This window comes from Salinibacterium sp. SWN248 (genome assembly GCF_015864575.1).
Taxonomy (GTDB): domain Bacteria; phylum Actinomycetota; class Actinomycetes; order Actinomycetales; family Microbacteriaceae; genus Rhodoglobus.
On sequence record NZ_JADYWW010000002.1, the window covers coordinates 112,661 to 127,501 of the forward strand.

11 protein-coding genes are annotated in these 14,841 nt (G+C 62.6%); 5 read left to right on the top strand and 6 right to left on the bottom strand.

Annotation, left to right across the window (positions count from 1 at the left end; translation table 11 throughout):
* The first annotated feature begins 53 nt into the window (after positions 1-53).
* Entirely contained in the window at positions 54-944 is an 891-nt protein-coding gene (locus tag I6E73_RS10455) for a hypothetical protein (protein ID WP_197125398.1), read from the top strand.
* Here I6E73_RS10455 and I6E73_RS14895 read toward each other — a convergent pair.
* A complete protein-coding gene (locus I6E73_RS14895) occupies positions 862-2,556 on the bottom strand; it encodes an ATP-dependent helicase (protein ID WP_197125407.1) in 1,695 nt (564 codons plus the stop codon). The genes I6E73_RS10455 and I6E73_RS14895 overlap by 83 nt on opposite strands.
* Positions 2,553-3,479: an NAD(+) diphosphatase gene (gene nudC, locus I6E73_RS10465; protein ID WP_197125409.1), complete on the bottom strand. Its 927-nt coding sequence runs from the start codon at positions 3,477-3,479 to the stop codon at positions 2,553-2,555. Before nudC ends, I6E73_RS14895 begins: the two co-directional genes overlap by 4 nt.
* Before the next feature lie 67 nt (positions 3,480-3,546).
* On the opposite strand from nudC, the gene I6E73_RS10470 reads away from it, so the two are divergent.
* Positions 3,547-4,548, top strand: a complete 1,002-nt coding sequence (locus tag I6E73_RS10470) for a phosphotransferase (RefSeq protein WP_197107339.1) — start codon at positions 3,547-3,549, stop codon at positions 4,546-4,548.
* A gap of 26 nt (positions 4,549-4,574) precedes the next feature.
* Here I6E73_RS10470 and I6E73_RS10475 read toward each other — a convergent pair whose 3' ends face one another.
* Entirely contained in the window at positions 4,575-6,026 is a 1,452-nt protein-coding gene (locus tag I6E73_RS10475) for an MFS transporter (protein WP_197125411.1), read from the bottom strand.
* An 87-nt stretch (positions 6,027-6,113) separates the two neighbouring features.
* Between I6E73_RS10475 and I6E73_RS10480 the strand changes: the two genes are divergently transcribed.
* Complete coding sequence (locus I6E73_RS10480) at positions 6,114-6,968, top strand: LysR family transcriptional regulator (protein ID WP_197125413.1); 855 nt, start codon at positions 6,114-6,116, stop codon at positions 6,966-6,968.
* 94 nt (positions 6,969-7,062) lie between these two features.
* On the opposite strand, the gene I6E73_RS10485 is transcribed toward I6E73_RS10480, so the two are convergent.
* Positions 7,063-10,329, bottom strand: a complete 3,267-nt coding sequence (locus I6E73_RS10485; protein WP_197125418.1) for an ATP-dependent DNA helicase — start codon at positions 10,327-10,329, stop codon at positions 7,063-7,065.
* Entirely contained in the window at positions 10,326-13,427 is a 3,102-nt protein-coding gene (locus tag I6E73_RS10490; RefSeq protein WP_197125420.1) for an ATP-dependent DNA helicase, read from the bottom strand. The genes I6E73_RS10485 and I6E73_RS10490 overlap by 4 nt, the downstream gene beginning before the upstream one ends.
* A 74-nt stretch (positions 13,428-13,501) precedes the next feature.
* On the opposite strand from I6E73_RS10490, the gene I6E73_RS10495 reads away from it, so the two are divergent.
* Positions 13,502-13,726: a DUF3107 domain-containing protein gene (locus tag I6E73_RS10495; RefSeq protein ID WP_129073342.1), complete on the top strand. Its 225-nt coding sequence runs from the start codon at positions 13,502-13,504 to the stop codon at positions 13,724-13,726.
* A 2-nt stretch (positions 13,727-13,728) separates the two neighbouring features.
* The gene (locus I6E73_RS10500) at positions 13,729-14,019 is read left to right on the top strand and encodes a hypothetical protein (protein ID WP_197125423.1); all 291 of its coding nucleotides are present in this window, start codon (positions 13,729-13,731) and stop codon (positions 14,017-14,019) included.
* Between the two features lie 14 nt (positions 14,020-14,033).
* On the opposite strand, the gene I6E73_RS10505 is transcribed toward I6E73_RS10500, so the two are convergent.
* Positions 14,034-14,750: a ferritin-like fold-containing protein gene (locus I6E73_RS10505; RefSeq protein WP_197107345.1), complete on the bottom strand. Its 717-nt coding sequence runs from the start codon at positions 14,748-14,750 to the stop codon at positions 14,034-14,036.
* Positions 14,751-14,841 lie beyond the last annotated feature (91 nt).

Sequence of the window (14,841 nt, forward strand, 5' to 3'; positions counted from 1 at the left end):
CGGGCTGTGGAATCTTCACACTGACCAATCGGACAGTTGTGCACAATGGGCACATGATGCTGCGTGTAGACCCCCGACTACCGCTCGTGTGGCGATCCCCGACGAGTGCTCAGTTCGGCATTGACCCACCCGTCGTTGTATTGCCCCGCGTCACCGAGACTCAAGAGAAGATCCTCTCAGCTCTCGTGGCCGGCATCAGCCGGAGTGGCATCGCCATGCTTGCGAAGTCGCACCCCGACGAATGCAACGATCTGCTTGATGCGCTTTCGCGGGTGCTGGTCGCTACGCCCCCGCAGCCGCCGAGCGCTCACGTCGCGGTTCTCGGTTCAGGCGTTCTCGTCGAGTCCATTGCGCGCATTCTCGCCGCCAGTGGGGTGAGCGTTGATGTCGCTTCCACTCCTGATGAACTCACTAACCCCGACCCAGATCTTGCGATCGTCGTCGGTCACTTCGTGATTCCGCCATCGGTGCACTCACACTGGCTTCGCCGCGATGTGCCCCACATGCCCGTCGTCATCACCGACTCTGCTGCCGAAATTGGTCCGGTCGTTACTCCTGGAATCACCGGATGCTTGTTATGCATCGATCTTCATCGCCGAGATGCCGACCCGTCCTGGCCCGCCATCGCCACCCAGCTCATGGGTCGCACCTCACTCGCGCACACCCCCACGCTCGTTGCTGAAGCCGCCGGCGAGGCGAGCCGCATGGCCCTGCATCGTCTCGGTCGCAGCGGTTACACCGTCTTCGACCAGACACCGGCCGACGCTACGTCATCGGTGCGCATCGATCACGCCACGGGCCGTCGCGATGAAAGCTTGCGCTTTCGGCATCCAGAATGTGGCTGCCAACAGGTGACGAACGTTACAAGCGTTGAGTCCGGTCCCGAACGTCGTCGAGGAAGCGGCTGGGGGCACGACGCGCAGCCCGGCCTGTTTGTGCGCTAGCCGACCACGACATCCCGAGTGATCGTCGCGCACGGGTAATACCGACGTACAGCAGACGACGTTCTTCGTCGATCGCTTCTGGGGTGCGGGCGTAGCTGATGGGCAAAAGGCCCTCATTGAGGCCGATGAGGTGCACGCACTCCCACTCGAGGCCCTTGGCCGAGTGCAGGGTCGCGAGGTTCACAGCGGAACGCAGAGGTTCGTTGTTGCTGCTCTGGCGATCGACAAGGTCGGCCACGAACTCCCGCAGCGTCATCTCGGCAGCGGCATCCTCGGCGAGACGCATGATCACGTTGAGCGATTCCCACCGCTCGCGAACGGCACCGGCGGTCTCCGGTGGTTCTTGCGACCACCCAATGGAGCGCAGGATGTCGCTGACTGACTTGAACAGTGGCTCGGTAGCGGTCGTGATGGAGGCACCACGCAACAGCATGATGGCCTCTTTAACTTCGCGCTGGTCAAAGAAGCGAGTCGCTCCGCGCACGAGGAATGGCACGCCGGCCGCGGTGAGCGCGGCCTCAATGGGCTGCGACTGAGCGTTGATGCGATAGAGCACGGCGATGTCTTCGGGGCTGGTTCCCGCGGCAATTTGGGCCGCGACTGCGGCGGCAATCGCGGCGGCCTCGGCGTTGTCATCGTCGTAGCCAATGACCTGCGGGGTCGGAGAGTGCTCGGTTGTTGCCGCCTGCAGGGTGAGCGCACCCTTCTGGTTCGCCATCAACTTGTTCGCGGTGTGCACAATCTCGGGAGTCGAACGGTAGTTGCGTTCGAGTCGAAGTACCGCAGCGTTGTCATGTTGCGAAGCGAAGCGCAGCAAGAAGTCAGGGCTCGCTCCGGCAAAGGAGTAAATGGTCTGGCTCACATCGCCGACGACACAAAGATCATCGCGGTCGCCCACCCACAGCCGCAGCAGTTCGTGTTGCAGCGGGGAAACGTCCTGATATTCATCCACGACAAAGAAACGGTATTGCTCGCGCACCTGCTGAGCGATGCGGGGCTCAGCCTCGATCATGCCTGCTGCAGCCAAAAGCACGTCTTCGAAATCGATCTGGCGCCGGGCATCCTTGATCGACTCGTACGCGGATTGGAGTTCGACCATCTTGTCGATAGTCAGGGCCGCGGGCACCGTACGGCCAGCGTTGCCGTATTGTTCCACCGACATCCGCGACGTCTTTCGCCACTCGATTTCGGCCGCGACATCCCGCAACGTTGCGGTATCGAGCTTGAGTTTGATGGAGTCGGCAGCGTGCGCAATCATGCGCGCTTTGCCCTCGAGGAGACGCGGCATCGTGCCACCGATGGTCTGCGGCCAAAAAGCGTTGAGCTGGGAGAGAGCCGAGGCGTGGAAGGTGCGCGCGGCGACGCCTTCTGCCCCGAGGCCACGTAGGCGCCCGCGCAGTTCCCCCGCGGCGCGATTCGTGAAGGTCAGAGCCATCACTCGGCCAGGAGGGTACACACCGGTAGCGACGCCGTACGCAATGCGGTGAGTGATTGCGCGAGTCTTTCCCGTGCCGGCACCCGCGAGAAGGCATACCGGTCCGAGGAGCGTTTCGGCGGCCTGACGCTGGCCCTCGTCTAGTGCGTCGAGTAATTCGTTAGCGTCAAGCGTCACGGTTGTTCGTCAATCGGTTGGCCGTACCAGTGCTCGATGATGGCGCGAGCGATCGAAGCATGGCCCGGCAGGCGGATGTCATTGAGAGAGTTCGCAAGCTCGTCGCGGCTGAACCAACGCAGGTCAAGAATCTCGGTGCCATCCGGGGTGCCGGGGCCCGTGAAACCGGGAGCAACGGATGCCGTGAAGCCGAGCATGAGCGAGGCCGGAAACGGCCAGGGCTGGCTGCCCAAATAGACGGGATCAACCACGGGAACACCGGATTCCTCAAAGATCTCGCGCTGCACGGCAGACTCCAACGACTCCCCCGGCTCCACAAAGCCGGCAAGCAACGAGTACCGGTTCGACTCCCACAGCGCGTTCGACCCGAGAAGCAAGCGGTCGTCGTTGTCGGTGACGCCCACAATGATCGCGGGATCAGTGCGCGGAAAAACTTCAAGTTTGGAGGCGACATCACGACGCACCCAACCGGCCTTCTCCACGACGGTCGGCTCTCCCGTGCGAGGTGAGAACAAGTGCGAGGAATGCCAATTCAAGATCGCGAGCGCTTCAGTGAAGAGCCCCGCATCGCGGTCGCTCAGCTGCGGAGCAATGCTGCGCAGGTTGCCCCACTCGGCCTCGGCAAAGTGGCCGGCATCCTCAAGTTCGACCGTCACGATAGGGGTGCCCACTGGTTCCGGACTCGTGGTCGACATCGAGCGCCCCAAATAGACGCTCGTGTGGCCGCGCTCGATCGCATCCGGGTGCAAGAGCGCTAACGAACCATCGGCAGACAGCAGCGCCGAGCCATTGAAAATGGGCAGCACGCGGGTGCCCGATTCGCGCCACAAGCGGTCAAGAAGACGCGGGTCTTCCCGAGCTAGGTGGTCACGATCGATCTCATATCGCGACAATGGCAGTCGCGAAAGAAAAGCCTGTGACATGTATCGACCCCGTCCCAAGTGCGTGGCGTGCGGCAAATGCACGTCAGAGCAACCTACCCTGAGTGTTATGGCCAGATCACATCTCACTCTAGCCGCGCTGGCGACCTCTGCTGTCGAGGGACTCGAAGTTGCCGCAGCCGCCCCGTTCGGCACCGGCAACGGAAACGACTTCGATTCCGCGCTCATCACTGACCGCGCCGGCAAACACTGGATTATTCGTGTGCCGCGAAACGCTGCGGCCGAGAACGTACAGTCCGCCGACCTCGTCGCTTTGCGCGCCTTGAGCGCCGGTGTGCGCACCCGTCTCCCCTTCAACGTCACGAGCTATGCGGGCCAGGTTCCCGTCGGACAAACGCGCGGCATCGTCTACGAATTTGTGTACGGCAGCAAAGTTCCGATGCGCTCGTACACCACCGGTGCTGGGTCGCTTGCGGCATCCATCGGTTCCGCGATCGCCGCGATTCACGCCCTTCCCACAAGCTTCGTGGCGGATGCCGGACTCCCCGTGCAGACCGCCGGCGAGTGCCTACGTTCCTGCATTTCGATCATCGATCGCGCCGCCGCCACTAAGTTGGTGCCCGCAGCACTGCTCGAACGCTGGCGCAAAGCGGCCGAAGATTCCAAGCTCTGGCAGTTCCAGCCCAGCGTCGTCAACGGTTCCCTCGTCTCCGATTCGTTCTTGAGCGCCGACAACGCAGTAACCGGCGTGCTCGGCTGGCAAGACATCAAGGTCGGCGATCCCGCCACAGACCTACAGTGGCTGCTTGGTCCACGCAACGACGCGATCATCGACACGGCGTTCGGAGCGTATGCGGATGCTCGCGGAGCGGGCGACCGCCAGCTCAAGCAACGCGCCACCTTCTATGCCGAACTTTCGGTCGCGAAGTGGTTGCTGCACGGCACCGAAGTGCGCAGTACCGAAATCGTCGACGACGCCGGTGAGATGCTCACGACGCTGCTCGATGACATCCGCGACGACGTCATGAACCCCATCAGCGCCAACACGATGCCGACCATGGCAGTGGACGAAGTTGAGGCAATGCTGCGCAAAGACAACCGCGCAGTTTAGGTTCATCTGCTGACCGCGCCTGCTCGCTACTTGCGTTCGCGGCGCCTCTTCGACGAAGAACGTAGGAGCGTCGAGCGCAACTTTCGCAACTTCATGCCGCGAGGTTCCGACGGCACTGCTTCAGCATCCACGATGGTGATGGGCTCGGTGATTGCGCGCGACTGATGCTTCGGCACAATGGCCACCCAACGACCGGCTCGGCGCGGCGCCACTTTTACTGTGAGGCGACCGGAGCGGGCGAGCACGATAGCGATGCCGATCGCGACCGCAGCGGGCACACCACCGGCGATGACGAAGGCAAGCTTGGCACCCCAGAGTTCGGCGATGGTTCCCATGAGCGGACCGCCAACGGCCTGACCGCCAAGAATCACCATGACCCAGAAGGCCATAACGCGACCACGAATGACGAGGTTCGACGAGAGTTGAACCATCGTTTCAGCGGCAGTCATGAGGAGGAGTCGGCTGAGGCCGATACCGATCAGCACACCCAAGAACATGCCGTAAATGGGCACGATGCCCGCGAGCATCATCATGGCGCCGTAGAGCACCGCGCCAAAGATGATCGTGCGCAGGCGGAGACTCGCTCGGCGGGCTGAAGCAAGTGCTCCGAGCAGGGCGCCGATCGCAGCGAGTGAGTTGTACAGGCCGTAACCGCTGGCGCCGGTGTCGTAGACGGTGTTGGCCATGGCGGCGAGAAGCGTGGGCATCGGCATCCCGAACACAGCGACAACGAAGACCATCACCATTGTCCAGAACAGTGTGGGTTTGGCACGAATGTAGCGAATTGCTTCGCGAATTTGGCCCTTCGATTCGGGAGCCCGCGGGGCGATCAGCAGTTCGTTCTTGCGCATGGACGCCAGGATGATCACTCCGATGACCACCGCGACGGCGTTGATGCCGATTGCCCAGCCGGAGCCAGCGGCCACGATGAGTGCTCCACTCAGGGCAGGCCCGAGGAAGGCGCCCGAGTGGAAAATCGACGCGTTGAGGCTGATGGCATTGCGCAAATGGCGAGGGCCAACGAGCTCGTTGACGAACACCGCACGAGCAGGGTTGTCGAAGACCTGGATGATGCCCATCAGGAGCACGAGCAGATAGACGAGCCAGAGCTGGGCGACTCCCATGATGGTGATGATTGCGAGCGCAAGACTGAGCATGCCGATGATGGACTGTGCGACCATCAAAGTCGCCCGCTTGTCGAAACGGTCGGCGATCACTCCGGCATACGCGCCAAGGATGATCGTCGGCGTGAACTGAATGGCGATCGTCAGGCCGACGAGCGCTACGTTTCCCGTGAGCTCCAGAACGAGCCAGTCGACGGCGATGCGCTGCACCCACGCCGCCGTGTACGCGATGAATTGCGCGATGACGTAGAGGCGGTAGTTGTGGAGCCGCAGGGAGCTGAAGGTATCGCGCCAGAGCGGCCGTTGCATGACCGCCGATATTGGCACGGTCGCCGGCGACGTCTCAGATGGCATGCTCACACGCTCAAGCGTATTGTCTCCTCACTCATTCCACGGCATAATCAACGCTATAAATTCGATTACGTTTCGTAATGGGGCATTGTGTTCGATCCTGTCTTGCTGAAATCCTTCGTCGCCGTCGCCGACACCCGCAGCTTCACCGACGCCGCTCGCACCCTCGAACTCAGCCAGCCCACGATCAGTCAACACATCCGCAAGCTTGAGGCTGCTGCAGGCCGGATGCTCGTACTGCGCGATACCCGCACCGTCTCCCTCACGGACAACGGTGAAGCCATGCTCGGCTTTGCGCGCGCGATCCTCGCGGCCGAAGACCAGGCGGTGAAGTACTTCACTGGCTCTGCGATGCGCGGCCGGCTTCGGTTCGGATCAGCCGATGACCTTGCCCTTACCCAGTTGCCGCGCATCCTGCGTGACTTTCGCCAGCTCTACCCACACATCAATCTCGAACTCACCGTGAGCCAGAGCGGCAATCTCGTACGCCGCCTGCAGGCCGGTCAGCTCGACCTCATTTTCGTCAAACAAGACGCTGGAGCGGAGGGCGGACGCTTAGTGCGCCGCGACCGGATGGTGTGGCTAGGCCACAAGAGCATGACCGTGGAATCGGGGACACCGGTTCCACTCATCGCTTATCAGGCGCCCAGTCTGGGGCGTGCGTACGCGATGCGCGCGCTTGAGGCTGTCGGACGCACCTGGCGCATCACCTGCAATGTGAAGGAAGTGAATGGGGCTCTCGCCGCTGTGCGGGCAGGCATCGGAATCGCAGTATTTCCGCAGTCGCTCATCCCGCCCGACTTGGCCCAGGTGCCAGCATCATTCGATCTGCCAGAGCTCGGCGACGTCGACTTTGTGTTGCTCGACAACCCCATGGCAGCCCGAGAACCAATCGAAGCGCTCAGCACCGCCATTCTGAGCCGCCCGGTGCAGCGGCGCGCCTAGCCACCGGCGCACCTACACACCGGCGCACCTACACACACTGACTGGCTCCGCCAGCGGCAGGCTCAGGCAGGCGCAGGCTCAGGCACCGACAGACTCAGCCACCGAAACTGGGTGCGGCGCCGACAGACTTCGCCCAGGCGTCACGCAGTTCGGCCTCGTCGGAGATGTGTTCAGGCCGAATCACGATGTCATCAGCGACGAAGTAGAACGCCGCATCGATCTTCTCGGGCGGCACGCCCTTCCACTGCGCGTAGGCCAGGCGGTAAAGCGCAAGCTGCAGTTGCTTCGCTTCGAGGTCGGCCGCATCCTGCGGAGCCCGACCGGTCTTCCAATCGACGATTTCGAAACGGTCACCGTCGGCATACACGGCATCGATCTTGCAAATGACGACGCGGTCGCCGAAGGGGACGTGAATCTCGATCTCAACATCGACCGGTTTGCGCGTGGCCCACGCCGAACGCTCGAAGGTGGCTTGCAGCTCGGCGAGCTTTTCGACATCCGCCGCGTTCTCGCCTTCGAACCCATCGAAGTCAGTGCCATCAATTTCGAGAACAAAAGCATCAAGCGTTTCGGTGGATGCTGTAGAACCGAATCGCGATTCGACCCACTCGTGAAATTGGGTTCCGAGGCGCGTGGCCCGGTAGGGCCTTTCGGGCATGGGACGACGGAGCGAGAGAGCGACGGCTTCGGGGTCGGCGATGTAGTCCTTGAAGCGCGAGGCCGGGATGCGCTGCGGCAGTGGAGTGCGGCGGGCTTCGCTCGCGGCACGACTGCGTTCGGCAAGCAGCAGGTCGATCTCGTGCGACCAGAGGCCGTCGGCGCCGGGGTCGGCTGTGGCGACGAGGTGCGCGGCGGTTTCAACGCTCGTACGACGGTTGCCGAGCGGATCGAACGGCCAGAGCGGGTCGACGACATCGTTGAGTGTGGGGTTCTCGTCGTTGACCGGGTCGGCGGGAAGCTCTTCGATCAGCCCGCGCTCTTCGAGCTCTTGCAGGAAGATACTCGGTGCTTGTGGTTTGCTGCGGCTCGACCAGAACGAACCGGTCAGCAGCAGATTGTCGCGGGCACGCGTGATCGCAACGTAGCCGAGGCGTCGTTCTTCTGCCTGATGACGGTCAGCCAGTGCCGATTTGAATTCTTTGAGAGAGCCATCGAACTCGGATTGGTAGTGCGCACTCTCCCACTCGAGTTCGGGTAGTTCGCCGGCGTCGCCACGAAATGCGAAGGGCAGCTTGCCAAAACTTACCCACCCTTTGCCCTCGCGGGAGGTGGCTGGCACTTCGCCCTCCACCAAGCGGGGCACGGCCACGAGATCCCATTCCAACCCTTTGGAGGCGTGAATCGTGAGCAATTGCACCGTGCCGGCTTCGGCATCGTCACTGCGCGGGCCCATCATGTCTTGCTGCGTTGCTCGTCGTAGCCACGACAAGAAGCTGCCCAAGTTCGCCTGATCATCACTGGCCAAGAAGCCTGCAAGCTCATCGTGGAAGGCATACAGATTCGCCATTCCGTGGGCCTGCGGGCGACTCGCCACTACTTCGATGTCAAGGAGCAGCTCTTGCTCAAGCAAGCGCACGAGGTCGCCGAGTTCGAGCCCTGCACGCGAGCGGAAGAATGCCAATTGCTTGGCGGCATCCTTGAGCCGAGACAGGCCTTCTTCGCTGAAACCCTTGAGCTGCGAGTGGCTTGCGGGAGCTTCGCCTACGAAGTCGAGAGCATCCACAATGGATGCCGAATCATCGACGGCGACGGAGTCCCGCATCCGTTGGCGCACTTCGGCGCTCAGCTCCTGCTGCGTGACTGAGCGGCTCAGCAACCAGCGCGAGAGTGACGCGAGCTCTTGCAGATCGCGCGGGCCGATGGACCAGCGCGCGCCCGACAGCAGCCGAATGAGTTCAGAGCCAGCGGTGGGGTCGTGGATCACGGTGAGCGCGCTCACAAGATCAACGATTTCGGGGGTCGAGAGCAGGCCACCGATGCCGAGCACGTGGTACGGAACGTCTTCTGCGCCTAGGGCAGTTGCGAAACGCTCCATGTCGCTGCGACGCCGGAACAGGATGGCGGCGGTCGGCGGGGTGGGAGCCTCAGCGTCAGGATCGGGGTTGTAGTGGTTCCACGCCTGCGGCGCTAGGGCACGAGCAAACCACTTCGCGACGCCGTGGGCTTCTTCATCAATGTGTTCGAAATAAAACGTGTCGACCGATCCAGCGGGGGCGGCGGGCCGAGCACCGAGCGATTCGACGCGCACCGGTGAGCGTGCGCTGAGCGGTTCGACGATCACGTTGGCGGCGTCGAGCACGGTGGTGGCATTGCGCCAACTCGTAGAGAGAGCGAAATATTGCGCATCAGCGTTCTCGGTGAAGTCACGGCTGAAGCGCGCGAGGTTGGCAGCACTGGCGCCACGCCAGCCATAAATCGACTGGTGCGGGTCGCCGACGGCCATGACCGAATGGTTGCCGAAGAGGCGTGCGAGCAGTCGGGTTTGCACGACGCTCGTGTCTTGGTATTCGTCGAGAAGAACGACTCGATAGCGGTCTTGGTAGTGCGCAACAACGTCGTCGGAGCGCTCAGCCACCTCAAGCGCGAGCGCAACCTGGTCGCTAAATTCGAGGAGACCCTGCGCCCGCTTCTGCTGGGCATACTGAACAGCCAACGTCAGCAGCGGCGCAAGCGAACCAACCTCTTTCACGGCATCAATAACCGAGGCGTAGGGTGTTTTCTTGCGGGCAGTCTCGGCGTAGGGAAGTTCGGAAATCTGGGTGAAGCGCTCCGCGTAGACGGCAACGTCAGCGGCATTGGCGACGTTGTCACTGAGCGCATGGCTGAGGTCGAGAACGGCCTCAGTGAGCGCGCTGATCGACTTTTCGAGGCCGATGAGCCGTTCATCCGTGCTCGACACCACAAGCTTGCGGGCCAGTTGCCACGAGGACGGATCGTTGAGGAGAGTCGATTCGGGTTCGCGACCGATGAGGAGCGCATTTTCGGTGAAGAGTGCGCTGGCAAAGGAGTTGTAGGTGGAGATCGTGGGCTGATCAAACTCGATCGAAGCTGTTTCGGGGGTCGCCATAAATCGTTCGGGATGCGCGCTCTGCACCTCGCGCAGGATCGCGATGCGTTCGCTCACCCGTTTGCTGAGCGAACCAGCGGCCTTGCGCGTGAAAGTGAGGCCGAGAATTTGGTCGGGGCTCACGAGGTTGTTGGCGACGAGCCACACGACGCGGCTGGCCATCGTATCGGTCTTGCCGCTGCCCGCGCCGGCGACGACGAGGGCGGGGCTGAGTGGAGCCTCGATCACGACACGTTGCTGTTCGGTGGGAGCGTGGATGCCCATGAGACCGGCGAGGTCGACAGAAGAGATCATCGGGCACTCACCGCCGGCACGACGTGGATGCGGCAGTTGCCGAAGCTCCACGGATCGGTGCAGTGGCTGCTCACCCTGGCTACGAATACGCTGCCGGCCATTCCGCGGGCATCCTCAATCACGCGCTGTCGGAACAGTTCGAGCTGCTCGTCGTTCATCGGTTGCTGCTTGGGTGCGTCATAGTCGCGCGTCTTGGCCGACGGCGAGAGCACGACAAGCTTCGCTCCCCCGTTGACGAGATCTTCGGGCACGCCGTCGATGGCTCCGGAGGCGAAGGCGAGTTGGTAAGCGGCGAGCTGCGGATGATCGGCAACGGCCTTATCGCTCGATGGCTCGTTCTTGCCGGTCTTGAGGTCGACGATCACGGCAGTGGTACCGCCGTACATCTCGACGCGGTCTATCTTTCCGCTCAGTCGGGCTTGTTCGAGGGGAAGCACGAAGCCCATCTCATTGCTGATGAGTTCTCCACCATCGGCAGTGAAATCACGGAGGTAGGTAGCGAGATGTTGCGTGAGTTTCTTGGCCCGCAGCTTCTCGGCCTCCGATTGCCAGGAGGCCTCGAAGGTCATCTCGCCCCAGCGTTCTTCGACCGCCTTATACAGCGCATCGGCACTGAAGTCGGTAGCTGTTTCTGCAACCCCATGAATGAGTGACCCCAGGTTCGAGGCCACGTTTGTCGTCGAGCCACCCAGCTGGTCGATCACCCAGTGCAGCGGGCACGTTTCGAACGATTCCATGCGCGAGGGAGACACCCGCACTTCGGCATCCGGTTCGCTCAGGTCGACGAGCGGCGCTGTGGTGCTTGGCGCACGAAGCCCGTACCAGGAACGCGGATCGGCACCGGGAACGCTTTCGCCGGCGAGGCGTGCCAGCGACGCGGCAGCAGCCTCCGGCTGAGCGCCCGTGGTCAGCTCGCGGCGCAGCACGCCCACGAGCCCACGCAGGCTGAGCGGCGGGCGCGAACGCACGGGCTCATCCGGTTCAGGAATGAGCGTCAAGAATGGGGACGGCATGTTGTCGTCACCGGCCACGGCAGTGACGATCACCTCGCTCGTGGCCCGCGACACGGCCTGAGCGAACATCCGCAATTCGTCGTGGAGCACTTCGCGGCGACGGTCGGCGACCGCGAGTTTCTCCCCCGCCAGCACACGCGGCAGATCGTGCGCACCGAGCAGCGACCCACGCACGCGGAGGTTGGGCCACACGTTCTCTTGCATGCCGGCAACCACCACGACATCGAACTCTTGGCCGATGACGGATGCCGGCGTTCCGACCGTGACCGAGTCAACAATCGAGCGCGCGGCGAGGGTGTCTTCCGCGACATCGGCCGAGAGCCATTCGTTGAGAAAAACGTTGGCGGGCGCATCCGGTCGACGTTCCACAAAGCGCTTGGCCGAGGAGAACAGGGCAACCACGGCATCGAGGTGGCGGTTGGCTTCTTCGGCGACAACGCCCGCGCCCAGTGCTTGCTCGAACCAGCGATCGGCGAGCCCGCTGCGCTGCCATGCGCCCCACAGGAGTTCTTCGATGGTGTCGCCTGCGGCCCCCGCAGCGGCGGTTTCGCGAAGGTTCTTGGCGACCGCTGCAGCCTGCCGGGCGACGCGATTGTCGATCGTGACGAACCCGGCCGGAGCCGCAAGCGCCTGCGCGATCAACTCGTCGGCCGAGTCGTAAATTTCGGCACCGAGCGCTTCGTGACGCAGCGCAGCCTTGAGGCGCCGCAGCGAGACGGTGTCGAAACCGCCAACGGAACTGCACAGCAGCTCGACGGCTGCTGCGGCATCCAGCGGGCGACGCTCTAATGCCAATTCAAGCAGAACGATTAAGCCGTTGACGCTGAATTCGTCGCGCACGGCACTGCGCGCACTCGACACGCTGGTCACCACTTCGAGGGTGCGCAACTGCCGGGCCAGCGATGGAATCAGCGAACCGGTGCGCACAATGACGGCCATGCGCGACCACGGCACCGACTCGAGCACATGCTTCTCGCGCAGGTGGCGCGCGATGAACGCAATCTCTTCGGCCGGTGTCGTCAGCTGAAAACTGTGGATGCTCGACGGCGCTGTGGCCACCGCCGGCGATTTGCGCTGCTCGATGAGCCCCGCAACACCGATGCGTTGAGTGAGGTTGGTGACCGTCTGACGCAACTCAGCACTGTGCCGATGCACCGACGACAAAAACAACGATTCGCAGCTCTCCAAGTGAAGGCGCGTCGCCCACTGCGACAGCACGGCGGGCTGAGCGCCCCGGAACGACCCTGTGGTGAGGTCAGGATCGCCGAAACCGATGATCGTAATGCCGCGACTGGCGAGTGCCCGCACGAGAGAAATGGTGGCCTCGGTGAGTTCGTGGGCGTCATCGACCACGACCAACCGCAGCCGATCGATCGCCGCATAGTGGCCGCCCTCAATCAGCCCGGCGGCCTCAGCCAGCAGCTCGCTCGCGTCGAAATGCCGATCGCGATAGCTGGCCTTCACCTGGTCGTACACAGAAATGAACGCGGATGCCGCCACCCATTCCGGTCGATCGGTGCGTTCGCCGAGCGCTGCCAAGTCAGCGGGAGTAACCCCAAACTCGACACAGCGCATCATGAGATCACGCAACTCGGTGCGGAACCCCCGCAGGCGGCGAACCTCTGGATCGAGGTGAGCCGGCCACGGCGCTCCCGTGCCGTCGGCGATTTCGCCCGCCAGCAGGTCAGAAATAATTTGGTCTTGCTCGGCGCCTGTGAGCAGTGTTGGCGGGCCTTCACCGGCAACAGCAGCAGCCTCGCGAATCACTTCGAACGCGAGCGAGTTCGCGGTTCGTGCCATTGGCCCCAAGGTAGGCGCATCAATGCGCGCCGCCAAACGATCACGCAGCGCCGTCGCGCTCTGACGGGTGGCCGACAGCACCACTATCTGCTCGGGAGACCAGCCGCGGGCGTGCACACGCTGCGCCACCAGCTCAACAAGAGTCTCGGTTTTACCCGTGCCCGGCGCTCCAACAACGATCGCGCTCACACCGTCGGCGAGGTCGACAACAGCGCACTGAGAATCGTCGAGCGTATGCGGTGCGGTAGCCGCGGCATCCGCACGCTCAGAGGGCAAGGTGACCATGCGTCAACGCTATCGGGATGCGCTGACAGTGAACGTGATATTCATCGCGCCCGGTTGTGTCGTAATCTTGGGTCGTGGACATTAGCATCGGTATCAACAACAGCCCCCGTGAGATCAACTTTGAGTCGGCACAGTCGTCGAGCGAGGTCGAGACCATCATCGCCGAGGCATTGAACTCGGATGCCAAGTACGTGAGCCTGCGTGACGCCAAGGGCAAGCTTTACATCGTTCCTACCGCGTCAGTCTCCTACGTCGAACTCGGCGAAGAAGAGTCGCGCCGCATCGGATTCGTGGCCTAACAGTGGAACTGCTGTTCGTCACCGTCATCGGAGCGTCGCTCGCGACCATCATTCGCTACCTGCTGCCGTCGCGCGGCATGTATGGTGCGGCGCTGCTGCCCGCTGTCGGTGCTGCCGTTACCGCAACCGTGTGGGTTGCTCTGGTCTGGGTCGGCCTCACATTTGACGGCACCTGGATCTGGGTTGCGAGCCTGCTCGCCGGCATTGCCGTGGCTCTGGTCGTCGCCATCCGTCTGCCGCGTCACCGCGAAGCCGCCGATGTGCGTTCCTTCGAAACGCTCTCGCGCAGCTAACTGAACACAGTTCGCTAGGCGGTCAGGCCGAGCGCATCCATTCGACGGGTGTGCGCTGCGATGAGCTCGGTAAACACCGGCTCAACCTGCGCCTCCGTGGTGCGAGTGTGGTCAGGGAAAACGAGCGCTGATCGCGCCAACAGCATCATGTCGCCCATGAGTCGACGGCCCCACATCGCCAGTCGCGAATCAAGGCGGGGATTGGCATCGATCGCTGCCTGCAGATATTCAGCGAGAACCTTCTCGCCTGACTCTCCGCGGAAAATCTCCACGAGTCGAGTGTGTGATTCCGTGGGAAGCCCGGCAGCAAGTCGCGCGTAAAAGTCGTCAAAGAATCCGGCGCTCAGGTAGGCCGTGATGAGCGATTCGTACCAGTCAGCGCCACGAGCAATGCGCTCGAAGTTGTCGACGGCTTCAGTAAATTGGTCCATCACTTCGGCAGGCGAGCCGCCAGCCTTCGTGATTTCTTCCACCAACCGGCGGTGCTTCGACAGCGACAACTCCGCCGCTTTGCCGATCGAGGTCTTCGCAGCGGTAGTGGGAGCGTTAGAAATGACGCGCGAGAGGTTCTCAAAGATCTTGAGCTGCACATACGCTGCGCGCCCTAAGAAGGCGAGAATGTCGGGAGTGAACTCCGCGAGGGCTACTTTTTCGGTCGCTGCAACATCAGATCGTGACCGAAGGCGAGGCACTTCGATGCGACCTGGCTTGCGCGAAAACCACTTAACCACGGAGCCAGCTTAGAGCGTGTGAGAGCCCTGCGCAGTTGCAACAACCCGCCTCGCCGCCTCAATTCACGGCCTCGACCCAGCAGAACCCGCT